This is a genomic window from Flagellimonas sp. B-3 (assembly GCF_056857835.1).
Genome location: NZ_JBSXNW010000019.1, coordinates 288,397 through 314,029 on the forward strand (window position 1 = coordinate 288,397; position 25,633 = coordinate 314,029).

Sequence of the window (25,633 nt, forward strand, 5' to 3'; positions counted from 1 at the left end):
TAAAAATGAATGTCCTGATCATTGAAGACGAAAAACCAGCGGCAAGACGATTGTCCAGATTGCTTTCGGAATTGCAAATTGAGGTCTCCACCATGTTGCATTCCGTTGAAGATTCCATTGCTTGGTTTCAAGATAATCCCCACCCCGATTTAATCTTTTTGGACATTCAATTATCCGATGGGCTTTCGTTCGAAATTTTTGATGCGATCGAGGTAAAAAGTGCCATCATTTTTACCACCGCTTATGACGAATATGCGCTCCAAGCTTTTAAGTTAAATAGCATTGATTATTTACTGAAACCAATAGACGAAGAGGAGCTGGAAAGTGCGGTGAAAAAGTACCGAAATTTTAAGCCCGAAAATCGAAGAATACCGATTGATTTTAACGACATAAAAAATCTTTTGATCAACCCTTTGGAGAGGGAATACAAAAAACGATTTACGGCCAAGGTGGGGCAACATTTAAAAATTATAAACGCCGATGATGTGGAATGTTTTTATAGCGAAAACAAAGGAACCTATGCGGCAACTTCGGATGGAAGAAATTATTTGTTGGACACTACTTTGGAACAGTTGGAGGAGGAGTTGGAACCTCAGACATTTTTTAGGGTGAGCCGAAAGTTCTACGTGAACATCAACCACATAGGAGACATCATTTCATACTCAAATTCAAGGCTTCAAATCAAGCTGAACCGATTTAATGAGCATGATATTATTGTAAGTAGAGAGCGTGTCAGGGACTTTAAGTTATGGTTAGAATAACAATATTTAAATAGCTGGTTATCAAATATTAAAATATTTATAAAACTAACTATAAATATTTCTTATAGTGGCTTTTTTAGGTAAAAAACGCTATTTTTCTTCCACCCGGTTATCATCAAAAGCAGAGGGAAGCAACTTCGGAATCAATTTAATAAAAATAGGCAGAAGAATCGCACCGCCGGGCAACATAAAAATAGCCAAAGAGGGAATACTCTTAAAAATATCGAGCAATTGATTTTGTACTTTTTTCTTCTCTTCAGCATTTAAATCCTTGACCGTGGACTTGGATAAAAGCGCGACCAACTCCCTACTTTGGGTGAGCTCCTTTTTTAATCTTTTGCTATTTCTAAGAATAAGTTTGCTCACATTTTTGGACATACCATCGTAAAACTGAACGGCCAAATTTTTGCTGTTCAGATAGGCAATTTTGTCCTTGTTTTTTTCAAAGAAATCCGCAACAAATCCCAACTCAAATTCCACCTCTTTTTTAGACTTTCCAAGGTCCTTTCCCAAACCAAAAATATAGTCCGTTTCGGTGTAGTCCAAAGCCTTGTCTTCCCAGATCGTCAAGCAGGCCATATCCAAAAAATAATCCTTTTCATTTTCGGTAAAATTTTGGGTCAATAAATCGGAAAAATTTCCAATAAATTTTGTTTTGTCGAGGTCGACATAGGTTAGGGATGAACCCAATAATTGAATCAATTTCTCATCAGATTCGTGGGTCTCTTTGGAGTTGAGCGCATGGTAAACAATGTTGATGGTCACGTACTCCAAAAGTCGGGCATGTTCCATCATGTCCCTATTGCCTCGGAGGTAAACCATAAATATAAGGATGTCAACATACAGCAAGGAATTGGTCAGGCTATTTCCCAATGCCCTGCTAAAAGTATTGTCGCTTAAATAGATTCTGGAATCAATCAATTTTTCAAGTTGGGACTCCGTTTTGGAACCGCTCAATATTCTATTAAGGAAAGAAACCTTGCTAACATTCAAAGACTGATAGTACTCGAACACTTTGTTTACAAATGCTTCGAAATCCGTTTTCCCCACTTCAAAAGTATAGGTAAAATATAAAGCGGTGAGCAAGTTGATCTTGGCAATTTCATCTTCGCTCAAGGTGTGTTCCACCTCAATAAAGGAAGATATATTTAAATGCACGCCGTAAATAAAGCCATTTGCTTTGAGTTCCCTGTACAGGCTGTTAAAGTCTTTAAATTTAGAAGACTCTTGGTCTACAAGGTGACCAAACTTATTAATCCATCCAGAGGCAGAAGGGTTCATTTTAATGAATTGACTAGCCAAAGTAAAACAAATTATCCGACTTTTTTTGATCTAGGGACGAGTACTTCATTAAAATTACATTAAGACAATTTTAACATTTTAAAACCAAACCACCCTCTAAAAGGTTCCGTAGGTAGGGGTGAACGAAACTTTAAAACAAGTAACATGAAAAAAACAACGAAATACCTATTAGGCTTAGGCGCCTTGGTAATTGCAGCTACAGTATTGGTTGCTGCAGACCATATAGATGCGCCCTCTTCGGCTGGAACCACTGCGGACATTGCCGATTTTTATGCTTTTGAACCCAGCGAGGGGTCGGACAATACCGTATTTGTGGTAGACCTGCAATCCAATGTATTGCCCGAGTTGGCTTACGGAACTTTTGACGAGGATGTACTTACCGAAATCAATATTGATTTGGATGGGGATTTGGTAGAAGACCAAGTGATCCAAGCCATCGCAAGAGACGGTAGAATGTACTTTTTTGGTCCAACGGCTCCTTCTCAAACAGGTTTGAGCAGCGAAGTGTATACCGATGCCGCTTTGGGTGATGTGGAGATTTCTGGTGCTACCGCCATTGTAGAAACAACCTCGGATGGAGTATTACTTTTTGCCGGGCCCAGACAAGACCCATTCTTTTTTGACTTTTTCCAGTTCAATGCAGTGATATCTCCTGAGACGGATTCCGCTCCAGGAGGGTTTTTGCCCCCAGAAGAAGCTGCAGACACTTTTGATGGTGCCAATACACTTTCCATTGTAGTGGAAATTCCAAACAGCATGTTGGGAGTACCAACAGCTACGAACGCCCTTGGACTTTCAGTATATAAAACTTGGGTGACTACAAACAGAAAACAATAAGAAACTTTAAACAGATATTATGAAACTAAGACAATCAATTTACATAACAGCCCTTGTGCTTAGCTTAGGCCTAGTGGTTGGCTGCAGCAATGATGACAACGGAGCCGACATGATGATGGACGATGATATGATGATGGATGATGATATGATGGACGACGACGATATGATGGGAGCCGATTTTACAGGAACATTTGCACAGGTAGACCACCTTGGTCGCCCAGGAATAAATACCACATTGAGTTTTGATATGGAAGGTGAGGCAAGCGTTAAAGATGCCCACAACACCACAATTCCTTCGGAAATGGCAGCCACCTTCCAAGCAGGATTTCAAGCCAGATTGGAGCAATACCACGACGTTTACGCCCTTAAACTGGGATTGGACCCTGCAGATGTGAATTATGAGAACAATATTCTAGGATTGGATGCCGCAACCTTGACTACTGTTTTGGCGGCAGACGTTTTGGAAGTAGCTCCAGATCTTCCTACAACATATTTTAATCCAGGCACCGACCTTGATGGCGATGGCAATGTGTTGGTGCCCGACGGGGATGAGGTGGCTCTAACAGGAAGACACCCAAACGATGACATTATTGATGTATCGCTGATTTTGTTCTTCGGAGGTATGGAAGGTGACCGGTTTAGTGGTCAAGATCTTGATGACGATGGTATGGCCGATTTGCCAAGGCTAACATCTGATGGTGTTGGGCTTACGGCCAATATTTCAACTACATTTCCCTATTTGGGAGCACCCGAGTAATTGCTATGAAAGGGATGGGGGAAGGAAACTTTCCTTCCCCTTTTTTAATTAAAAACAACAACAAAATGAAAACTACAATACAATATATCTTTTTGCCGCTTGCCCTGTTGTTTTTGGTGTCGTGTCAGCAGGAAGAAACTGAATTCAAAACGAATAGACAGGATTACGATCACTTTTTGGCATCAGAACCTGTAAGGACCACATCCAAATACTTTAAACTTTGGGATAACAAAATCAAATCCGATAGTATACAATTGCTCAGTTTGGGCAATGTAGCTGGAGAATACAGCCGTTTTTTTAAAGGAACGGGTGACATCAAATATTTAAAAGATGCCGAGCAATCCCTTAAAAAAGCCGTGGAAATCGCTGCTGTGGGCAAATCGGGATATTTGCGGGCTCTTGCCAGGAATTATATCTCCCAACACCGTTTTAAAGAAGCACTGCAATTAGCCAAGGAAGCCAGGGTTTTGGGAAGTGGCGTAAACGAAACGCAGAGTTTGCTGTTTGACCTGCACATGGAATTGGGCAATTATGATTTGGCCAACCAATATTTGGATAGCATCCAGAATATGTCCGACTTTGGCTATTTGATCCGTGTGGCAAAATGGAACGATCACAAAGGCGATTTGGACACGGCCATTCAATTTATGGAAAAGGCCACGGCTAAGGCCGAATCATCAAAAAACAAAGATTTGCTATTGTGGTCCTACACCAATCTTGCCGATTTTTATGGACATGCTGGGCGAATTGAAGATTCTTATAAGCTGTACCTAAGAGCGCTCCGGATAGATGCTCAAAATGCATACGCCAAAAAAGGTATAGCTTGGATAGTATACTCACACGAAAGAAATGGCACCGAGGCCCTCCGGATATTGGACTCCATCATGAAAAAGAACAAATCTCCCGAATATTACCTGTTGAAAGCCGAAGTGGCCTCCTTTTTAAATGATGATATGCTCAAAGTCCAAGCATTGGACAGCTATTATAGGATTGTGGGCAACAACAAAGATTATGGCGATATGTACAATGCCCATAATGTAGATTTTTTATTGAGCATGGATGTGGAACAGAGTGCATTTAAACTGGCACAGAAAGAAGTGAACAACAGACCTACGCCAGAGTCTTATGGATGGTTGGCATATAGCTTACTTTATTTGGGAGAGGAACAAAAAGCCATGGAGGTTATAGAAAAGCACGTAATCGGTGCTACGTATGAGCCGGCCATTCTTCACCAAGCGGCAGAAATCTATAAGGCCAATGGCAAAAAAGAAAAAGTAAGCGAATTAAAGCAAGAGCTAATGGGGGCAACATACGAACTTGGGCCTATTAAAGAGGCTCAAATTGCCAGTCTTTGAGCTTTACCCTTTAAGAACCTAGGTTGGAGATCGCCATGGTCTCGGCTTGGTTGTTGTTTTTAGGTGCGCCATGGTTGTAAAGCCATGGCGTTTTATTTATCGGCACTTAAGTCGGGTTCCGTTTTTTCCTCTTTTAATATTTCTATTCCTTTTTGAATCACCAAGTTGGTAGGTATTGTTATTTGTTTGCCATCATCAGTGCGCATAAAAAGGTAAAAACCGCTGATATCCTCTACTTTTCCCGTCCAATCAAAATCTTTGTCCATTACGCGGATTCTGTCGCCCAAACGCAATGGATGATTGAAAAACAGTATAACACTGGCCGTTAAGTTGGACAAAATGGACCATTGGGCCACAAATCCAATTCCCAAAATGGCCAGAATGGAGGATATAAACACAGAAAAATCTTCCCAGTTCACACCCCAGATCAACGAAATCCCAATGAACGCCACTAGATAATACAGCAAGTTGCTCAAGTAAAAAATAATTTTCCTGCTGTTCATATCAATGGAACTGATTTTGCCAAAACGCCTAATGGCCCTTTTGCTCAACGAATTGAGGGCTATGATGATGGCCAGAAGGACAATAGTGAATAAAATCTCGGATTTAAAGGACATGGGGTCAATCATAATGGTTCTTAGTAAATTTGGATTAACTTATAGTCCTAAACTACGAATAAACCCTTTCACTTTTTAAGCCATGATAACAGAATTTGAAGAAAATTCATGGGTAATAAATTACTCACCGGACAATTACTATAATCGAAAATTCTCTTTGCAAGAAGATCTATTACTGTCCAAAGGGGATAAATCCATTACCTGGGTAAACACTTATGGGTTGGAGTATATGGAGGAGTTTAGACAAATGGTTGGTGGCAATGGCCTGGATGATTTTTTATTACGATTGTTGTTGAATCCAAAAATGGGCAATAAGGTCATTGTATTGGAAGACCAATTGTTTATTGCTGCCCAAATCCTAAAAACCGAAGGATATAGTATGGAATCCGAACAAATGTATTTTGTGGTGTCCAAGGATTTTAATTGGTGCATACAAGAAAAACGGGGCGACCATTTTGATTGGATTCGCCAACGCATATTTGAAAACAAGGGAATCATCAGAAAAAAACGGGCGGACTACCTCCTCTTTTTTATTCTGGAAACCTTGATAAACAACTATAAGGATAAATATGAGGAAAGTGTGATAATGGAAAACGCATTGGACGCCATTGTAAAACGTGAGCCTACACCGGAATTTATGTTCGAAGTGGAACAAAAAAAGGCAATCATTCAAGATTTTAAAAAGGCGTCACATGGGCTTAGGGATATTATAGTTAAACTGGAAAGGGTAGAGGTAAAGGGATTTCAGACTAAGTATTTTAGTGAACTCAGGGAGCAGATCAATGGATTGATTACCGATATAGATTCCGATATTATGGAACTGGAAAGCCAAATAAACTTGTTTTTTAGTGTACAGGGACACCGATTGAACGAAGTTATGAAGACCTTGACCATTTTTTCGGTAGTGTTTATCCCACTTACATTTTTGGCAGGTATTTATGGTATGAACTTTGAAAATATGCCCGAATTAAAATGGCCCTACGGCTATTTTACCTTATTGGGGGTAATGTTGGTTGTTACCGTAATCTCCATTATCATTTTTAAGCGAAAAAAATGGTTTTAGAAGGCAATCTGCTTTAAGAACCGACCGCACCCAAGGTATACAATTGTTCCAGCGTTGGCGTTTCACTACCGCCTTCAGGCTCCAAAGTAATTCCAAAGGCTTCGGATTCGTTGGCATTTTCCAGGGTAAAGAGTTTGGTGTCCTGTGATGCGAAATCATCCAGCAAACCAATACTGGTAGGGGTGAGCGGGTCCAATTTCAGGGACCAAACCTGATAGGTGAACCCATCTGGTGGTTCAGGCAGACCTTGCCCATCAATAATCACTTTGTTTTCTTCTTTGTTCCAGTAGGCTTTTGCGTAAGATGATGGGGATACCGTTTGTCCGCCAAGGGCGATCACTGTCACGTTTTTGTCCCTAAGCTGTTGCAATAGGCTTTCCTTAAGGGTTATTTCTTCTTGGGTGTTGGACAGAACGTCCTCCAAGCTTTGCTTTTCCTGATTGGTAATCTCTATCTCAGATTTCAACTTCGAATTTTCCGTGTACATCCAGAACAAACCAATGGCCAATAGTACCGATGCTGCCCATCCTAAATAACTTCTCCACGGAGTCCCCTTGCTTGAAGTGGCTTGGGGAGTAAATGGAATAACATCATCTATTTCAGCTTTTATCTTGGCAAACCCATCCTGTGGCATTTTTGGCGAAGCGGCTTCGGTAATTTCAAGGATAGCTCTTTCAATTGCTTCAATTTCCTTTCTGATTTCAGGGTACTGAATGGCATAATGCTGCACCTCCAAATTTTCTTCGGGGGACAGTGCTCCAGCAACGTAGAGTTCCAATATTCCAGACGCTATGTATTCTTCTACATCCATGCTTATGCCATATTTTTTCTAATGCTAGAAATACAGCTTCTTATCCTTGTTTTTATAGTGCCAATTGGCGTGTTGAGCTCTTTGGCCGCTTCTTTCTGGGTATACCCCTTAAAATAAAGCATATCTATCAATAAAATGCACTTTTCTTTCAACCCTTTTAATAAAGATTGAAGGCCAATGGTGTCCATTTTACTGTTTAAATCCTCGTCGTTTTCATAAATACCTACGAGGGAATCAACGGGAAGGTTCTTTTTTTTGTTCTTATGGGCTTTTGAGCGCACTTCATCTATAGCGGCATTCCGTGCAATGTTTAATAACCATGTAAAAAAGCGTCCCTTGGACGGATTGTACTGGTCGGATTTCTCCCAAATTTTTATAAAGACATCTTGACAAATTTCTTGGGAGCGTTCAGAATCTTTCACAATTACATTGATTGCCCCACAAATATTTTCAGCGTACATATTGTACAAAGTCTCAAAAGCTACTTTATCCTTTTTCTGATATTGTTGTATGAGGTTGTCCAGATTCATTTGTAGTTGGTTAAATATATAAAAAAAGAGCTGCTCTTGGCAGCTCTTTTCATAAATCTTGATGGACGTGTGGTTGGGTGTTATTGTTTAAGCAAAACAGATGCTTTGATAGCGACATCTTCCCAAGTTTTGCTCACACCATCAGCTCCAGTGTGTAGATCCATGCACGCTTTGTTCAATGATGTCAATGCGTCCAGGGCATTCCATTTTTTCAAATCCATTACTCCGGAAAAATTCACATGGTTATCGTCCGTAATCTCATATTCCATTGGGAGATCAGTGGAAACTCCGTTCATACTTAGGTTTACGGAGCACTTGTTGTTTTCATCAAAAGAAAAAGTTCCGGTTATGGATTGGGTTTCTGCCATTACATCAAAAAAGAAACGGATGATTTTAGGATCTCTTGTATTTGTGGTATCGTTAGTGAAAAGGCTGCTCACTGGAATGGAAAATTTAAGGCCATCCAATGTTTCCTCGGGTGTTTCGCCAGAGGTATAGGTCAATTCAACTTCTTGAAAAGTTCCACCAACAGGAACTTTATCTGTTGTTTTATAGGCAGTAAACCTAACATTGGTAGAATCTTCTACAATACTATAGGTCTTGGCAACCGTTTCTTTCGTTTTTTCTTCTTCTTTTTTTGTTTGCTTGCAGCTAAAACCGGCTACCAGTAATAGGCTTAATACAGCAATTTGAAATTTTTTCATCCTGGTTATTTTAAATTTAGGTCCAAGTTAGACAATATTTAAAGGGTGGTCAACAAAAAAAAAGCTGCCCGGTTGGACAGCTTTTTACATTGTTGTTATTTCAATATTATTGAATGATGCCGGTACAGGCAATTCTTGCTCCTGCGGCACCTGAGGGTTGCGATGTGTAATCATCAACACCTTGGTGAACGATTACCGCTTTTCCCAAAATATCTTTTTTCTCATCGCCGCAACCAATGCACCATTCGTCCGTAGAAAATTCTACGGTGGCGTTGCCATCGGCATCAGCGGTAAAATTACCAATATCACCTTTGTGGTAACCATCTTCCGAACCCCATTTTCCGTGTTCTTCAAAAGTTGGGTTCCAGTGTCCTCCGGTTGATTTTCCATCGGCAGACGAACAATCGGCCTTTTCGTGCAGGTGAATGGCATGCTCACCTTCGTCAAGTCCTAAAAAGGTAGCTCTCATGATTACTTCTCCTTGATCTTGGGTAAAAACGACTTCACCACTTACGTTGCTATCGCTTTTTGGTTCCATTTCAAAAGTAATGACCTGTGGGTCGATTTTTTCTGCCACTTGTTCAACGGTTTCCTCGACTTCCTCCGTTGTTTCTTGGGCTTCTTTTTTTGCTTGTTTACAGCTAAAGGCCGTTATAAATAGTAGCGTCAAGACTGTTATTTGTACTTTTTTCATTAAAATGATTGTTTTAAAGATTAGCCTATAAGTTAGGGATAATATGTACTGCTGTCAAACATTTTTAAGGTTTCTTCTTTTTGAAGAGTCCCCTCAAATCCGGATTGTAGAAAACTCCGAACTGTAATCGGTTGTAAACGGCATTTGCAAACTGGTTTCTCAGGTATCCCAACTGTACACTACTGTTCTCCGTAATGTGTACGCCAACAGCTCCGTATAGTCGGTTTTGACCGAACAAATCATCCTGGAGGTTAATAAAAAGTTCATCATAAAAGTTGAGGAAGAATGTATCTGTAAGAGGCAAGGTCATCTGAATACGGTAGCGGGCCCTATGTTGGGTTTCGGTGGTTTCGCCAAAATCCAGGAAACGTTGTTCTAACCTGTAACGGTGCTCAAATAGAAGTTCCCAAACTTTATTCTTTAGAATAAACTGCTCAAAAATCCGATGTTCTTTGGAGTTGACCTCGCCTTCGAGCTCAAAGTAGGTATTGTCGGTATCAATATAACCATAACCGGCCGTAGCTATGGCATTTGGATTTATATGATAATTGAGTCCGGTTCGCAGAAGCATTTGGTTAAAGTTGCTGGTGGTTTCGTAAAACCGGAACTGGGCCTCGGTATGAATACTGAAGCGTTCCGAAACTTTGTTGGTGCCAAAATACATGTACCAGGCACCCATTTCATCCTCCCCGGGTTGTTGTGCATTTACAGTTAATAATCCAAATAAGATAAATAGGGTTGCTAATTTTTTGATCATATAATAGGTTTAAAAAAAATGAAATGCTAAAGATACCAAAATATGATACTTTGATCTTTAATTAGTGTAAAGGAATTGCGTTAGTTCAAAACGATGTTATTCAATTGCAGCACTCTTCAATAATTCTTGTAACTCACTTTTGGAAAATACTTGGGTTCCTTTGATTACTGTAAAGATCTTTTGACTGTTTTCAATATCATCCAAAGGGTTGGCTTCCAAAATAACCAAGTCTGATACTTTTCCTTTGGAAACAGTTCCATAATCATCGGTTTTATGTAAAAACTTGGCGCCGTTAAAGGCTGAGGTGCGAAGCGCATCCAATGGTGATACTCCGTTTTCCACCATTACCTGTAATTCTTTGTGCAAGGATATGCCGGGGTATGTGTAGGAGTTAAATGCACCACTATCCGACCCGGCCAATAGCTGAACACCGGCATCGTTAAGTGATTTAGCCAATTTACCAAAGAATGTATCAAGTTTTTTTACGATTTTCCCTAGCTTCTTCTGATGAATTTAATGCTGACCGGATTCTACCTTGGTAGGTCTTGATTATTCCCTGGCCCATGTAGTTAAGGTATTTGTCCTTGGTATGGTCAACCTCATCCAAATAACTCAATGTTTTTCCAATATGAAGTGTTGGCACCACAAAGACATCGTTTTCTTTTAATTTATTAAAAGTCGCCTGCGCGGTACTATCCGAATAAGCGTCCAAAAGAGCGGGCATGGCGTTCCAAAAGCCCATTTCGCCATTGTTCATTTTTTTGGTAACCTCAAGTTCATTGCCGGCACTCCCCTTCATTATGTAGTAGAGGTGTTCAATGCCATCCATCCCAGCATTAATGGTTTCATCCAAAGTAACAGTAAACGGCATGTGGCCCGATACAGTGAATCCCCTTTTTTTGGCTTCTTCGATAGCTTTTAGGTAGTTTTTAGGAGAAATTCTGCTATCATAAATTTTTACAAAGTCTACGTTCAAGGCTTCAAGGGAATCCAAAGCCTGTACAACAGCTTCTTCCGTTTCAACTTCCAAAGAGCCCGCCCAAGTGGCTTTTGGGCCATCAATTTTAGGTCCTGCAGTAAAAATCGTGGGGCCGGTCAATTCTTCCGAAGCGATTTTGTTTTTCCATTCCATAACAGAATGGGTAAGGTCACCACCTGCATCACGGACCGTGGTAATGCCGTTGGCAATAAATAATTTTAAAAAATTCTTGTTGTTTGCAATCAAAGTGTCCCCACCACGTAAATGGATGTGATTGTCCCAAAAACCGGGCAGTAGATATTTTCCAGAGGCGTCGATGGTGGAATCAGCTTTAAAATTACTTGAGCCAACCGCTTCGACCGCTTTGATTATACCGTTGGAAATAAAAATGTTCTGGTGTTCAACTTTTCCAGTTTCCAGATGGATGACCTGGGCATTGGTGATTGCCAAATCGAAATGGTTGGTGGTCTCCTTTTTACAGCTTATTATAATAGGTATAAGAGATAAAAAAAGTAGTCGGATCATTTAGGATCGATTTTAGAAACCTTAAAGATACCCGATTTTTTATTCTTCATGCTTTTGGGTTTTTCCGGTTTTTTTAGTGACTTTTATCCAAATCCTAGTTTTGAACGAAACAAAACCAAGTTGGTTCTATTTATTATTGTTGATTCTTTCGGGTGAGGCCATCTTTATCCTTCCTTTTGTATTGCCGCGCGTTTTTAGACCCACTGTATTGGATGTTTTGGAGTTGGACAATGTTCAATTGGGGCTTTGCTTTTCGGTGTACGGTTTGGTGGCTATGGTTTCTTATGTGTTGGGTGGACCTTTGGCAGATAAATATCAAGCCCGAAAATTGATAGCCATTGCCTTATGGATGACCGCTTTGGGTGGCTTTGTGTTTGCTCACTATCCAGCATTTTGGGTACTCCAAATATTATACGGTTGGTGGGGTTTTACCACTATTTTTCTTTTTTGGGCACCCATGATCAAGGCCACAAGAATTTGGGGAGGAACCGATTCCCAAGGAAAAGCCTTTGGCTTTCTCGATGGTGGTCGAGGACTAACAGGTGCCTTGTTCAGTTTGATGGGCGTAGTGGTCTTTTCGTTTTTTTTATCGGAGTCTCCCGATCTTGCCAATCTTGATGACCGCAAAAAAGCGTTCACTTATGTTCTATATACAGCCTCCATCATTATTATTTTAGTAGGGGTTTTAGTGTGGTTTTTCATGAAAACCACAGAAAGTGATCAGAAAATCATTCTCGAACGCATTTCTTGGAAAGATATAAAACAAGTGCTTAAATTACCTTCGGTTTGGTTGCTCATGGTAATTATACTGTGTGGTTATGTAGGTTACAAGATTACGGATATCATCTCGCAATATACCGAAGAAGTCATGTTGTACAATCAAGTGGATTCCGCCAAAGTGGGAACCCTGCTACAATTTCTACGTCCTACCACAGGCATTCTTTTTGGTTTGATAGCGGATAGATTGAAAATTACATGGCTGTTAGTGGTAAGCTTTGTTTTGGCATTGATTGGAGGATTGCTCTTTGTCAGTGGCGTGATAGCCCCAACAACCACACTCTTGTTTTTTATATCGGTAGTTGTTATTGCGGCAGGGGTTTATGGCATACGGGCCCTGTATTTTGGAGTAATGCACGTTGGTAAAATACCATTGGCATTAACGGGAACCGCTGTCGGACTCATCTCTTTGATCGGCTATACCCCCGATGTCTTTGCGGGTCCGGCCTACGGTATGCTGCTGGATGCACACCCCGGAGAGGAATTGGGACACCAAAATGTATTCTGGATGTTGAGCGCTTTTGCATTTGTTGGGGGAGTAGCAGCATGGATTTATCACAAAAAGTACGGTAGGGACAAATAATGAAGACTATTTATGGAAGTGGTGCCTCAATTTGTAAAAAGGCATGATAAACCAATTGAAACAGAGTTATAATATCGTTGAATTACAACGAATCCGTTTATTTTTACAATTTGAGACAATAGAGGCCGGTTTTCACCAAAATAGTAATTATATTGCCACATAGTTAGCTATTAGCTAATTGCCAAAACTAAACTTTAAGATTTTACAACAATTATTAATGCACATGAAGAATTACATTTTAGGGGCGTTATGCCTACTTTTTGTTCTTGTTGGGTGTGAGAAAAAACGCCAAGGGCCGCCCAAGCTTTTGGTTTTTTCAAAAACAATGGCATTTAAACATGCTTCTATCCCATCAGGAATCGCGGCTCTTGAAAGATTGGGCCAAGAGAACAATTTTGTTGTTGACACTACAACAAACGGCCAATTATTTACCGACGAAAATTTGGCCAAGTATTCCGCAATCGTGTTTTTAAGTACAACAGGAAATGTACTCAATGCACGTGAAGAAGCAGCTTTTGAGCGTTACATTCAAGCAGGGGGAGGCTATGTGGGCATTCACGCAGCGGCCGATACCGAGTACGATTGGGGCTGGTACAACAAATTGGTCGGTGCTCAATTCTTGAGCCATCCGGCAGGAACACCTGAGGCGGATTTTATCATAAAAGATAAAAACCATCCATCTACAGAATTTTTTACAGATTCCGTATGGCACCGTAGCGATGAATTGTACAACTACAAAAATATTTACGATGGCATCAATGTTTTGATGACCGTGGACGAGTCAACCTACGAAGGTGGTGAAAACGGTGAATACCATCCAATGGCCTGGTATCACGAATTTGATGGTGGCCGTGCGTTTTACACTGCAGCAGGACATACGGACGAAAGTTATACCGAGGAACTCTTTCTAAAACATGTTCTTGGAGGTATTAACTATGCCATTGGTAAAAACCTTGAATTGGATTATGCCAAGGCAACATCCCAAATACCACCCGAGACCGACCGCTTCAGTAAAGTAACATTGTCTACGGGACAATTTTTTGAACCTACGGAAATGACCGTGCTACCAAACAATGATGTGTTGATTGCACAGCGTAGGGGAGAAGTAATGTTGTATTCCGATGAGACCAAAGAAATCAGCCAAGTTGCCTTTTTGGATGTATACCATAAAACACTGGAAACACCAGGGGTAAATGCTGAACAAGGGCTGATGGGGCTTCAAAAAGACCCAAATTTTTCGGAAAATAATTGGATTTACCTGTATTATGCTCCATCAGGCGACAATTGGATAAATCGACTTTCGCGTTTTAAGTTTAAGGATGGGAATTTTGATATGGATTCCGAGCAAGTAATTCTTGAGTTAGACAGCCAACGTGAAATATGCTGCCATACAGGAGGATCTATTGCTTTTGGACCAGATGGGAATCTATATCTATCAACAGGGGACAATTCAACACCTTTTGATGACAAAGAGGCCAAATATGTAAATAGTGGATATGCACCCTTGAACGATATACCGGGCAAGGAACAATTTGATGCTAGACGTACTTCTGCAAATACCAACGATCTTCGTGGTAAAATACTTAGAATTAAAGTCAACGAAGATGGAAGTTACGATATACCTGAAGGCAACCTTTTCCCTGTAGGTACAGAAAAAACACGACCAGAGATTTATACCATGGGACACCGTAACCCATACAGGATTTCGGTTGATTTAAAACGTGGATATTTGTATTGGGGCGATGTGGGACCTGATGCACGAGTTGACAGTCTCGAAACCCGTGGCCCAAGAGGATATGATGAAATGAACCAGGCCCGTGAGCCCGGAAATTACGGTTGGCCCATGTTTATCGGAGATAATTTTGCCTATAGCAAGTATAATTATGAAACAGGGGAATCCGGAAGGTTTTTCGATCCGGAGAAACCAATCAACGACTCCAAAAACAATACAGGTTTAAAAGAATTGCCCCCTGCCCAACCAGCATATGCATACTATCATTATGGAGAAAGCCAGGATTTCCCCCAAACAGGTTCGGGAGGAAGAAACGCTATGGCAGGACCCACGTATTGGTCAGATTTATACCCTAATGGCGGAGGTTTACCGTCTTATTACAATGGAAAAGTAATCATTTATGACTGGATGAGAGGTTGGATGATGGCCGTTCATCTTTTTGAAGATGGTTCTGTAAACAAAATGGAACCTTTTGCCCCAGACATCGAATTAAGCAATTTGATTGATATGGAAATGAGTCCCGATGGACGCGTTTACCTATTGGAATACGGAAGTGGTTGGTTCTCTGCAAACCCGGACAGTGGTTTGAGCTATATTGAATACAATGGAGGTAACCGAGCCCCTGTAGTAGACAATTTTATAGTGGATACCGATTCCGGTTCACTGCCACTTACCGTTACAGCCACTGTTGAAGCCCACGATCGGGAAGGCGATAGCATGAGTTATGTTTGGGATTTGGGAGATGGAACTACCCAGGAGACCACGGAACCCACTTTAACGTATACGTACAAAGATGCAGGTTCCTATAAACTTAGTGTGATAGCTAAAGATACAGCAGGCGAGGAAGTTTCGAGCCTTGACCAAACTATAGTTGCGGGTAATGAGCGACCTGTAGTGGATATTGAATTGGACCAGGCGAATTCATCATTTTACATTCCGGGACAACCAATCGGATACAAGGTTTCGGTTTCGGATGCGGATAGCGAAGTTGATGAGGATAATGTTTATGTTTCGGTAGAATACCGTTCCGGTATGGATGAGGTGAACATGAATTTGGGCCACCAGCAAGTATCTGGTGCTGTAATGGGCAAAGCGTTAACCCAGAGTTTAGACTGCAAATCATGCCACAAGGAAAAAGAGGCGTCGATTGGACCAAACTATCTTGAAGTTTCGGAGAAGTACAAGGGCGACCGAGGTGCAACCAACTATTTAATGGCTAAAATTATTGGAGGTGGTTCCGGTGTCTGGGGCGAAGTGGTAATGCCAGCCCACCCTAATGTCACTCAAATGGAAGCTAGACAGATTACCCAGTATATTCAGTCCTTGACAGGTGGCGGCAATAAGCAACCATCACTCCCTTTAACCGGTACAGTAAAGCCAGAGGCAAAGGAGAAGGGAGAAGTATTTTTACTAACAGCCAGTTATACCGACCAAGGTACAGCGGAAGCGTTGCCATTAACAGGCTCAAAAACGGTTGTTTTGGCCAGTAATACCATGACTTTTCCAGAGGGCACGCCTACGGAGGGTATGCAGGCCATGGCCTTTGGTGGAATGCAGTTGCAACTTTTGAACGCTGCCGAAGGATGGTTGAAAATAGAAAACACAGATTTGACAGGTGTAAGTAGATTGATGGCCATTGTTGGATGGCAAGAGCCTCCAAGTATAGGTTATACCATGGAGTTAAGGGCTGGAGCTCCTGATGGCGAAGTCCTCGGAACAGGACAACTTAATCCTGATGGTCTCAGTGGCCAAGGAGGAGCTATTATAATACCCATTGAAAAAACCGATGGAGTACAACCTAAGCTATACCTTACCTACAAAGCTGAAGGTGAAGGTGGAAGCCCTTTTGCACTGACACAGGTACAGTTTAATTAAACAACTGATAAATCAAATAAAAAAGGCTCCGTAATATGCGGAGCCTTTTTGTTTTGTCAAAGTCTTTTGGATTAGATTTTTTTCGTTTCGATATAGAAATTTTCATCAAAAACAACCTTGCTCCCCTCTAGTTCCTCTGTTTGCCATTCAGCATCAGGGAATATCCATTTTTCCGAACCATCTACAGTTATTTTGATGGGCATATCAAAACCCTCCACAATGTCCATATACCTAAAACTGATGGTTTCTCCTTCAAGTTTATATTCCAAGGTAGGAATCATAGTGGTACGCAAATATTGATTGAAGAAAGCGGATAGATCCTTATCCGATTTTTCACTTAAATAATCTTCAATTTGATTGGTGGTTACCGTTTGATGGTAAAAATCTTTATTGAGTCCTCGCAATATTTGACGCCATTTTTCATCATCATCCACCAATTGGCGCAGGGTATGCAATATGTTGGCACCCTTGTAATACATATCCCCCGAACCTTTTTGATTTACTCCGTAGGGCCCAATAATGGGTATGTCGTTTTGGATGTTGCTACGGGTTCCGATAACGTACTCGGCAGATGCTTTTTTGCCAAAATGATAATCGAGGTACAGATTTTCGGAGTAGGCCGTAAAACCTTCATGCACCCACATGTCGGCAATATCTTTGTAGGTAATGTTGTTGGCGAACCATTCGTGACCTGCCTCGTGGATAATGATAAAATCGAATTGTAGGCCCCAACCAGTGCCCGACAAATCCCGACCCAAATAACCATTTTCATATTTATTGCCATAGGTAACAGAACTTTGGTGTTCCATGCCCAAATAAGGCACTTCAACCAATTTAAAGCCATCTTCGTAAAAAGGGTAGGGGCCAAACCAATGTTCAAAAGCTCTGAGCATCATTGGGGTTTGGGCGAATTGTTTTTTGGCTTTTTCCAAGTTTTCGGGCAAGACGTAGTAATCCAGTTGCAAAGGACCGTTTTCCCCTTCATATTTTTCGCTGAAGTGCCTGTAATTTCCAATATTAACATTAACACCGTAGTTGTTTATGGGATTCTTTACCACCCAGTTATAGGTTTTAAAATCGCCTTTGTCGGCAACGCTTTCCAATTGTCCGTTGGATACATCCATAAGATCTTTGGGAACGGTGACACTAATGCGCATACTGTCCACCTCGTCGTACATGTGGTCTTTATTGGGCCACCAAACACTGGCGCCCAAACCTTGGCACGATGTAGCAACAAAAGGGTTGCCATTAGCATCTTCTTTCCATGAAAACCCACCGTCCCATGGAGCTCTTACCGCTTCTCTAGGATGCCCAGAGTATGCTATTTTTAGTTCGTTGAATTCACCGGGGACCTGTTTTTTCTTCAGTTTGATGAAATGAGCGTTTCCTACAGAAGTGTATTTTAATTTTTTACCGTCTTGTGTGATAGATTCAATTTTCATGGGCTCTTGTAGGTCAATTTGAAGTATTTTGGCCGCTTCCAAAACCTTGTACCGAACAATATTGTGCCCCGAGATAAACTTATTGGAAGGTTCCACCTTCACGTTGAGGTGGTAGTAGTTCAAATCCCACCATTCCCTTTCTGGAGTTATACTGCCCCTTAAAGTGTCTTGTTTAGTAAAATTTTGTGCAGATACAATGCTCAGCCCCAAAAGGAAAACTAGAAAAAATTTTTGCTTCATATTTTATGTTTAGTTAAAAATAGCCCCTGTTTAAATTGCAGGCGTATGCTTACATCGCGGTATATTCAGTTTCTATACCTCTTTTTGTGAAAACTTGCCATTCCGTACTCGATGGATTCCTGCTTCCCTTCGACTACGCTCAGGGGTCAGCAGGAATGACATTTAAATCGTTGAATGTATTACAACAAACACCCTACCTGAAAACTTTATTTGGGAAAACCACTGGGCTTTCGTGCCCATCCTTACCAACAGCGGCCACTCCAAAGAAGTAATTGTCAATAACCACGCCTTCCAAAGTGTGTTCGCTAACATCGCCCACATATTTGTAGTTGTCCCAAGTGGGGGAGGTGGTGTCCCTCCAATAGATTTTATAGCCAACAGCCCCATCTACCTTGCTCCATTTTAGTTTGGCACTAGGTTCTACAATACCACCAATTTCTACGGTCTCGGGAGCTGGCGGAGCCCACGCAATAGAAGCTAGGTTAATGGCATTGACCGCCGTGAGTTTTTTGGCATATTCAAAATTTACGTGCTCCAACACATCACCATAGGCGATGCCGTCTTCCACACGAATATCTTGATGCTGCTGTGTGTAATTCTCATGGGCCTCCATAATTCGAATGCCCGCGTATCCCGCATCATTAAAAGGTCTGTGGTGGCCACCGCGCCCAAATCTGTCCAGTCGGTAAATCATCATGGGGTTCATTTCGGGCATATAGGTCTTTGTGGTTTTGTACACGTATCTGGCCAATTGGCGTGAAATACCATCTACTTCGCCACCGTAAAAACGTCTAGCTCTTCGCTCTTGTTCGGTTTCGGTAGGTGGAACGGGTTCCGAGAAAATCCTGAAATCCCTATTGCTCACCACACCGTCCACTCCGGTGATGTTCCCAATCATATCATTATTGAGGATACCCACAATATCCCAGCCTTTTTCCTTGGCATAAGCAGCTAAACCTTTTCCACCATACAGTCCTTGCTCTTCACCCGAAAGACCAACGTAAATAATGCTGCTTTCAAATTTATACTTGGAGAGCACGCGCGAAGCTTCAATGGTGCCCGCCATACCGCTGGCATTATCGTTGGCTCCAGGAGAATCGGAAGTGTAATTGGTTGGATTGCTTACGCGTGAATCAATATCACCGCTCATAATAATAAAGCGGTTCGGAAACTTGGTTCCACGCTGAATCGCTACTACGTTTACAACTTCAACATCTTTTACTATTCGGGCATTATCCCCTTCTTCAATCAGGTTTTTTTGATAAAACACTTCCAAACAATCTCCACAATTAGAAGAAATTTTGTCGAACTCCGACTTGATCCATCTTCTTGCGGCACCAATTCCTCGGGTTTGTGAAACGGTATCGCTCAAAGTGTGCCTTGTACCAAAATTAACAAGGGTGGTCACATCACTTTCAATACGATCTGCCGATACGGAATTGATGATGTCGTACATCCGGGTATCGGTTTGGGAAAAACCAATGGATGTGATTGTGAACACTAGGAGTGTAAGTATTTTTTTCATCTTTATGAGGTTTAGTTAGTTTAAATTACTTGATGAATGTAACCTTGGCAATTTCGCCATTTTCCACTTCATAAATGGCAATGGCCTTTACAAGCATTCCATTGATGGTTAGGGATTCGTGGTCAATTACCTTGTTTCCGATTACGATTCTGTTTTGTATTTCACAATGCAAATCCGGTGTATTTTCAAAAAAGGAACCGTACTGTTGTGCAAGTTTGGATTTACCTTTTAGGTTGAGCGATTGCGGAAAATTATATAGCTCGATAGTATTGGCATAAGTATTGGCAAAAGCCTCGATATCCCTATTGTTGTATGCATCCAATTGTTCCTGTACAATACTTTCGGCATCGGTCAAAGGCCCATCGGGGAAAACAAAGGTCATGGAAGCAATCAATCTATTTTCCACTTGATAGATGGCGACTTGGTGTCCGTCCCTGCCATCTACTTTGGTTTTTTCCTCATCTATTATAGTGTTTCCGAGGATGATACGGTTCATCACTTCTACGCTTGAGGATTTTACGTTTTCGAAGAAGCGTTCGTAGTTGTCCCGCATTGTGCTATTGCCTTGATACATTTTCTCATTGGGAAAACGCTGTACCAGTACATTGTCTGCAAAGCAGGCTACGAATCCATCTAAATCTCGACTATTAAAGGCTTTTACTTGCTTTTGAATAATTTTTGCCGGTGATTCCTCGGCCACAAATGCCAATCGTTTGCTGTTAGGGCTGATAGCAATACGGCTAATGTTATTGATTTCTTCTTGTGGAAACTCAATGATGGTTTCCCAATCAGCATCTGAACTCAGTTTCTTTGTCAAAAGCCTTTTACCCGCTCCAGTAATGATGGTGTTTTCATCCAACCAACAAATATCTTCTTCTTGGGCATAAGTCTTGGTTATTTTCTTTGATTCACCCGTAATGGGGTCCAAAGACATTATTTCCCAAGTATTATTTCTCTTACTTATAAAACTAATAAGATCAGTACCCGGTATTTTATGCAACGACCGTCCTACGTTTTGGTGAACGGTTTTTTGTGTTCCTTTTTCAAGGTCCATAACTTTTAAGTCCATTCGATTTTCCATCAAAACAGTAGCAACCAAAATATGGTGGTTGAACCAAACATGGTATCCAATCTTTAAATCTGTGATCGTGGTGGATTCGCTTGTTTCAAAGTCATACTCATACAAACGTTGCAGGCCATCTAAATCCAACCGAATTGCAGAAATGGCATTTTTGCCGGGGATGCGAAGGGGCGAATATTCGCTTCCTGCCGTGGTATAGGTCAACCAGGACGAAGTGCTGCCCTCATTCACATTAAATTGAAGAATGTCTGTTTGGTCTTGCCTTGTTGAAGCAAACAGAATAGAATCATCATCCCAAAAAGAGGGTTGGTTGTCGTAACCGGGATTGTTGGAAATATTTTTTGGATTGGACAGGGTAGGTTTTCCATTGTTTACCTTAAGGTCAAAAAGATAGACTTCCGTATCGGTCTGCGCCCACCCTAGAGCGCTTACCAATAATGAGCAAATCAAAAAAAAACCTCGTGTCATTGTTTTGTAAAACGTTTTAAAAGTTGCCGTACCCTTTTGGTGTTTTCCACATGGTATTTGGCCTGTGTTTTTTTGAGTCCCACTTTTACGGTAATTGCCGAATCGGGCAGTTCTTGGAACATAAATTCATCCGTCCAGTCATCACCAATGGCAAATACAAAGTCATAATCATCTTCACTCAACATTCTCGTGGCGGCCCTACCTTTGTTTACATTGCTGCTTTTTACCTCCATGACCTTGTTTCCGTTCAAAACGCTAATATCGTCATTCCCGATTAAACTACGTAAAACAGTATTAAGTTCTGTTGCTCTTTTTGTACCAAAATCGGGATCGGTGTTTCTGTAATGCCAAGCCAGGGAATAATTTTTTTCCTCGATAAAGGAGCCGGGTGTCCTATCCACGAAAGATTCCAAAACAGGTCTTATTTTGCTCATCCATCCGCTTTTTACTTGTTCCAGTAACTTAAAGTCATCGCCGTTTCTGGAAATCCACACCCCATGTTCTACGATCATATTATATTTTTTTGGCAAAAACCAACGGCCAAAGGTTTCCTTGTCCCTTCCGCTTATTAAAAATATAGTGGTGTTCTCTTGCTGGTGCAATTCATCCAACAGCTCATATAATTCTTCATCGGGAGAGGCTTGTTGGGGGTCTTTGTGAAAACCGGCCAAGGTACCGTCATAATCCAAGAACAACAAGCGTTTTTTCGATGCTGTATAAGCTTTTTCAATGGACATGAGGATTTGTGGCGACATTTTTTCGGAAATAAAGGCTTGGCCCAAATCCCTATTTTCCTTTAGGGCGTTCATGAACTCGTTGGCCCAGACCTCCACATTGTAGCGTTCCAATCTTTTTTGTAAAAAAGTGTTCCTGGAAACTTGCTCTTCCAATGGCATGTTAAAGGCTCTTTTTAGGGTGTCCGCTTGTTGCTCAAAGTTATTGGGATTGATTAACAGGGCTTCGTTCATTTCGTATGCGGAACCGGCCATTTCACTTAAAATAAGTACTCCGGACTTGTCCGTTCGTGTGGCGATATATTCCTTGGCGACCAGGTTCATGCCGTCTCGGAGCGGGGTAAGCCACGCTATGTCGCTGGATGTGTAAAGGTCGATCAAGCTTTCGAATGGCAGAGAACGGTAGAAATACCAGATCGGGGTCCAATTTATGGTGGACAATTCCCCATTGATCCTTCCGACCAGTTCGTCAACCTCTCTTTTTAACAGTTGATATTGCGGTACGTTGGAGCGAGATGGCACAGCTAGGATGATCAATCGCACCTTTTCTTTGTATTCTGGATATTTTTGAAGGAAGTACTCAAATGCATTGATACGTTTTGCAATGCCCTTGCTATAATCCAATCGGTCTATGGAAAGGATGAGCTTAGTATCTGGGGCCGAGGCTTTATGGTTGTCCAACCTTACCTGAAGATCACTTCGTTCATCTTGGCTTTTGGATTCGTGCGAGATTGCGGCATCCCTGAATTTTTTGTAATCAATTCCCATAGGGAAGGAGTCCACTTTAATGACCCGATTGTCCAAATAAATCTCGTTGAAGCTTACATCCAATCCTATAAGCCTTCGTACAGAACTTAAAAAGTGTCTTTCGTAATCGTAAGTATGGAAACCTATAAGATCCGAGCCTAACAATCCTTCCAAAATTTCATCACGCCAAGGTAATGTTCGGAATATTTCAAAAGAGGGGAAGGGAATATGTAAAAAGAATCCGATTGTAGTATCGGGACGTTTTTCACGCACCATTTGAGGAACCAGCATCAATTGGTAATCATGGATCCAAATAGTGTCGTCCTCGTCCGAATTTTCAATAATGGCATCTGCAAATTTCTGGTTTACCTTTTTATAGGTGTCCCAATAATTCAGTTCAAACTCGGAATACTTCAAAAAATAATGGAACAGGGGCCAAATGGTTCTATTGCTAAAACCGTAGTAAAAACCATCAATTTCATCGGAATTGAGCTTTACCTTGGCACAACCATGTTCTTTTAAGGCTTTATCAATGTCATTTTCAAGTTCTTCGGGTGTGTCCTCGTCGGTTAACCCGGACCAACCTATCCAAAGACTTTCGCCACCGCTATGTACGGATTTCATCCCCGTAGCCAAACCCCCAACACTTGGTATTGCATTAATGGTTCCGTTGCTAATTTGTAACTGAACGGGTAATCGATTTGAGATTATGATAGTTTTGCCCATAAAAGGATGATTTTTGACGTATTTTAATTTTTTGTTTCTTTAAAATTCGGGAAATTCGAGCGCAAAACCAATTCATTCTAACCCTTTTGAGAATTTTTGACCTATGGACAATTTGAATTACGGAATTATAGGAAATTGCAGGAGTGCGGCATTGATTTCCAAAGAAGGCTCCATAGACTGGTGCTGCCTGCCACAATTTGACTCTACGTCGATATTTGCAAAGTTGCTGGATGAGCAAAAAGGGGGCAGTTTTGAAATCCATCCTAAAGGGGATTATACCATTGAACAGGAATATTACAGAAACACCGCAATTTTGATCACGCGTTATACGGAGGGCAATAATGTTTTTGAACTACACGACTTTATGCCCCGACATCATAAAATGAACGGGAAGTACAAAGCACAGCCAGAGATTATCCGCTATGTAAAATATATTTCTGGTGCACCAAAGTTCACGGTAAAATATGACCCTAAATTGGAATATGGATTAGGTGCAACCAAACATTTTGTAAAAGAGGATTTTATTGCCAGCCTTACCCATAAGTTAAAATACGATACACTTTTCCTATATACATCTTTTGATAAGGAACGCGTTTTGGGTGGCGAGGAGATAAGTTTGGGGGAAGACGGATACTTTTTGATTCGTTACAACGAAAAAATATTGATGCCGACCACGGATAAAATGGGGCTGGAACTGGAACGCACCAAGGTATATTGGTTGGATTGGGTTGCAAAAACACCGGACTACCAAAAATTCAAAGATGAAATTATACGAAGCGCCATAACCCTAAAAATGTTGACTTACGACAAAACAGGGGCGGTTTTGGCGGCTGCGACCACATCCTTGCCCGAAACCATAGGTGAGGTTAGGAATTGGGATTACCGTTTCTGCTGGATTCGTGATGCCTCCATGGTAATCAAGGTGGTTTCCGAACTTGGACATAAAAACTCCGCAAAACGCTACCTTCAGTTTATTATTGATTTGATGCCCGACAAGGATGAGAAACTCCAGATTATGTATGGCATTAACAAGGAAAAAACATTAACAGAGAAGACCTTGGATCATTTTGATGGTTATAGGGGCTCCAAACCTGTTCGCGTTGGTAATGCGGCTTACAAACAACGTCAAAATGATATTTATGGCATTTTGATGGATGTGATTTATGAGCAGTTAAAGAACTTTAGCAACGATATTGAGAATGTGGAGGAACTTTGGAGCATTACCAAAGGAATTGTTTGGATTGTTGGAAAACACTGGAAGGAACCGGACAAAGGTATCTGGGAATTCCGTGGGGAAGACAAACATTTTACCTTTTCCAAAGTGTTGTGTTGGGTAGCTTTGGATCGCGCTATAAAAGTGGCTCAAATGTTCGGTAAAACCCGAAAACTGGCACGTTGGACGGCCCTTGAGCAGGAAATTAAGGAAGATATCCACGAAAACGCCTGGAACAATGATATCAATGCCTTTGTGCAATGTTATGGGTCCCGCCATTTGGATGCCTCGGTGCTTTTGATGGAACCGTATGGTTTTATCCATGCGCGCGACCCTAAATATGTAAATACGGTCAAAGCCATAGAAGATGGGCTTAGCAACGATGGTCTTTTGTACCGCTATAAAAACGAAGATGATTTTGGGCTTCCTTCCTCATCATTCACCATTTGTACATTTTGGTTCATCAATGCCTTGTTCAAAATAGGGGAGGAGGAAAAGGCCTTGGAACAGTTTGAACGTTTATTGGGCTACAGCAACCATTTGGGGCTGTTTAGCGAGGACATCGACTTTAAAACTAAAAGGTTGTTGGGCAACTTTCCACAAGCATACTCGCATTTGGCACTAATTGAATGTGCCATTAACTTTTCTAAAAAACAGAAAGACGAGCAAATATTGGAATCCATCAAGTAAGCTGTGTAAAGAATGATTGTCAACTCGAGCGCAGTCGAGAGGTCTTACAAAAGCCTGAGCCTTAGATTGGTATCGACTGCGATCGACCTGACACAGTGCATCAAATAG

At 41.3% G+C, this 25,633-nt stretch carries 21 protein-coding genes; 8 read left to right on the plus strand and 13 right to left on the minus strand.

The window, feature by feature from the left end:
- Positions 1–5 precede the first annotated feature (5 nt).
- Complete coding sequence (locus AC13CS_RS08690; protein WP_293164222.1) at positions 6–761, plus strand: LytR/AlgR family response regulator transcription factor; 756 nt, start codon at positions 6–8, stop codon at positions 759–761.
- Positions 762–851: 90 nt separating this feature from the next.
- Here AC13CS_RS08690 and AC13CS_RS08695 read toward each other — a convergent pair whose 3' ends face one another.
- Positions 852–2,042, minus strand: coding sequence for an LETM1-related biofilm-associated protein (locus AC13CS_RS08695; protein WP_293164219.1), 1,191 nt, complete (start codon positions 2,040–2,042; stop codon positions 852–854).
- Between the two features lie 165 nt (positions 2,043–2,207).
- Here AC13CS_RS08695 and AC13CS_RS08700 point away from each other — a divergent pair, with 165 nt between their 5' ends.
- From AC13CS_RS08700 to AC13CS_RS08710, 3 genes are all read left to right on the plus strand, one after another.
- A complete protein-coding gene (locus AC13CS_RS08700; RefSeq protein ID WP_293164216.1) occupies positions 2,208–2,900 on the plus strand; it encodes a DUF4331 family protein in 693 nt (230 codons plus the stop codon).
- Positions 2,901–2,919: 19 nt separating this feature from the next.
- On the plus strand, positions 2,920–3,657 hold the full coding sequence (locus AC13CS_RS08705; protein WP_293164213.1) for a DUF4331 family protein: 738 nt from the start codon (positions 2,920–2,922) through the stop codon (positions 3,655–3,657).
- 65 nt (positions 3,658–3,722) lie between these two features.
- Positions 3,723–5,012 carry a tetratricopeptide repeat protein gene (locus tag AC13CS_RS08710; protein WP_293164210.1) on the plus strand — a complete coding sequence of 430 codons (1,290 nt, stop codon included), beginning with the start codon at positions 3,723–3,725 and terminating at the stop codon, positions 5,010–5,012.
- 92 nt (positions 5,013–5,104) lie between these two features.
- Here AC13CS_RS08710 and AC13CS_RS08715 read toward each other — a convergent pair whose 3' ends face one another.
- Positions 5,105–5,641, minus strand: coding sequence for a mechanosensitive ion channel domain-containing protein (locus tag AC13CS_RS08715; RefSeq protein ID WP_293164207.1), 537 nt, complete (start codon positions 5,639–5,641; stop codon positions 5,105–5,107).
- Positions 5,642–5,711: 70 nt separating this feature from the next.
- On the opposite strand from AC13CS_RS08715, the gene AC13CS_RS08720 reads away from it, so the two are divergent.
- The gene (locus AC13CS_RS08720; RefSeq protein WP_293164204.1) at positions 5,712–6,692 is read left to right on the plus strand and encodes a CorA family divalent cation transporter; all 981 of its coding nucleotides are present in this window, start codon (positions 5,712–5,714) and stop codon (positions 6,690–6,692) included.
- 13 nt (positions 6,693–6,705) lie between these two features.
- Here AC13CS_RS08720 and AC13CS_RS08725 read toward each other — a convergent pair whose 3' ends face one another.
- From AC13CS_RS08725 to AC13CS_RS08755, 7 genes are all read right to left on the minus strand, one after another.
- Positions 6,706–7,503: an anti-sigma factor gene (locus tag AC13CS_RS08725; RefSeq protein ID WP_293164201.1), complete on the minus strand. Its 798-nt coding sequence runs from the start codon at positions 7,501–7,503 to the stop codon at positions 6,706–6,708.
- A 2-nt stretch (positions 7,504–7,505) separates the two neighbouring features.
- Positions 7,506–8,033, minus strand: a complete 528-nt coding sequence (locus AC13CS_RS08730) for a sigma-70 family RNA polymerase sigma factor (protein WP_293164198.1) — start codon at positions 8,031–8,033, stop codon at positions 7,506–7,508.
- A gap of 80 nt (positions 8,034–8,113) precedes the next feature.
- Positions 8,114–8,737 (minus strand): hypothetical protein, encoded by a 624-nt coding sequence (locus tag AC13CS_RS08735; RefSeq protein ID WP_293164195.1) that lies wholly within the window; start codon positions 8,735–8,737, stop codon positions 8,114–8,116.
- 106 nt (positions 8,738–8,843) lie between these two features.
- Complete coding sequence (locus AC13CS_RS08740) at positions 8,844–9,431, minus strand: superoxide dismutase family protein (protein WP_293164192.1); 588 nt, start codon at positions 9,429–9,431, stop codon at positions 8,844–8,846.
- A 64-nt stretch (positions 9,432–9,495) separates the two neighbouring features.
- Entirely contained in the window at positions 9,496–10,188 is a 693-nt protein-coding gene (locus AC13CS_RS08745; RefSeq protein ID WP_293164189.1) for a DUF2490 domain-containing protein, read from the minus strand.
- A 96-nt stretch (positions 10,189–10,284) separates the two neighbouring features.
- Positions 10,285–10,644 (minus strand): amidohydrolase family protein, encoded by a 360-nt coding sequence (locus AC13CS_RS08750; RefSeq protein WP_293164186.1) that lies wholly within the window; start codon positions 10,642–10,644, stop codon positions 10,285–10,287.
- A gap of 16 nt (positions 10,645–10,660) precedes the next feature.
- Entirely contained in the window at positions 10,661–11,692 is a 1,032-nt protein-coding gene (locus tag AC13CS_RS08755) for an amidohydrolase family protein (protein WP_293164183.1), read from the minus strand.
- Positions 11,693–11,792: 100 nt separating this feature from the next.
- Here AC13CS_RS08755 and AC13CS_RS08760 point away from each other — a divergent pair, with 100 nt between their 5' ends.
- Together AC13CS_RS08760 and AC13CS_RS08765 are read left to right on the plus strand one after the other, a co-directional pair.
- Positions 11,793–13,052: an MFS transporter gene (locus AC13CS_RS08760; protein ID WP_293164180.1), complete on the plus strand. Its 1,260-nt coding sequence runs from the start codon at positions 11,793–11,795 to the stop codon at positions 13,050–13,052.
- 223 nt (positions 13,053–13,275) lie between these two features.
- Positions 13,276–16,659, plus strand: a complete 3,384-nt coding sequence (locus tag AC13CS_RS08765) for a ThuA domain-containing protein (RefSeq protein WP_293164177.1) — start codon at positions 13,276–13,278, stop codon at positions 16,657–16,659.
- A gap of 71 nt (positions 16,660–16,730) precedes the next feature.
- On the opposite strand, the gene AC13CS_RS08770 is transcribed toward AC13CS_RS08765, so the two are convergent.
- From AC13CS_RS08770 to AC13CS_RS08785, 4 genes are all read right to left on the minus strand, one after another.
- Positions 16,731–18,341: a M1 family metallopeptidase gene (locus AC13CS_RS08770; RefSeq protein WP_293164174.1), complete on the minus strand. Its 1,611-nt coding sequence runs from the start codon at positions 18,339–18,341 to the stop codon at positions 16,731–16,733.
- A gap of 193 nt (positions 18,342–18,534) precedes the next feature.
- Positions 18,535–19,866, minus strand: a complete 1,332-nt coding sequence (locus AC13CS_RS08775; protein WP_293164171.1) for a M28 family metallopeptidase — start codon at positions 19,864–19,866, stop codon at positions 18,535–18,537.
- A 25-nt stretch (positions 19,867–19,891) separates the two neighbouring features.
- Positions 19,892–21,415: a nuclear transport factor 2 family protein gene (locus AC13CS_RS08780; protein WP_293164168.1), complete on the minus strand. Its 1,524-nt coding sequence runs from the start codon at positions 21,413–21,415 to the stop codon at positions 19,892–19,894.
- Entirely contained in the window at positions 21,412–23,622 is a 2,211-nt protein-coding gene (locus AC13CS_RS08785; RefSeq protein WP_293164166.1) for a bifunctional alpha,alpha-trehalose-phosphate synthase (UDP-forming)/trehalose-phosphatase, read from the minus strand. The genes AC13CS_RS08780 and AC13CS_RS08785 overlap by 4 nt, the downstream gene beginning before the upstream one ends.
- A 103-nt stretch (positions 23,623–23,725) precedes the next feature.
- On the opposite strand from AC13CS_RS08785, the gene AC13CS_RS08790 reads away from it, so the two are divergent.
- Positions 23,726–25,525: a glycoside hydrolase family 15 protein gene (locus AC13CS_RS08790; protein ID WP_293164163.1), complete on the plus strand. Its 1,800-nt coding sequence runs from the start codon at positions 23,726–23,728 to the stop codon at positions 25,523–25,525.
- The last annotated feature ends 108 nt before the right edge of the window (positions 25,526–25,633 follow it).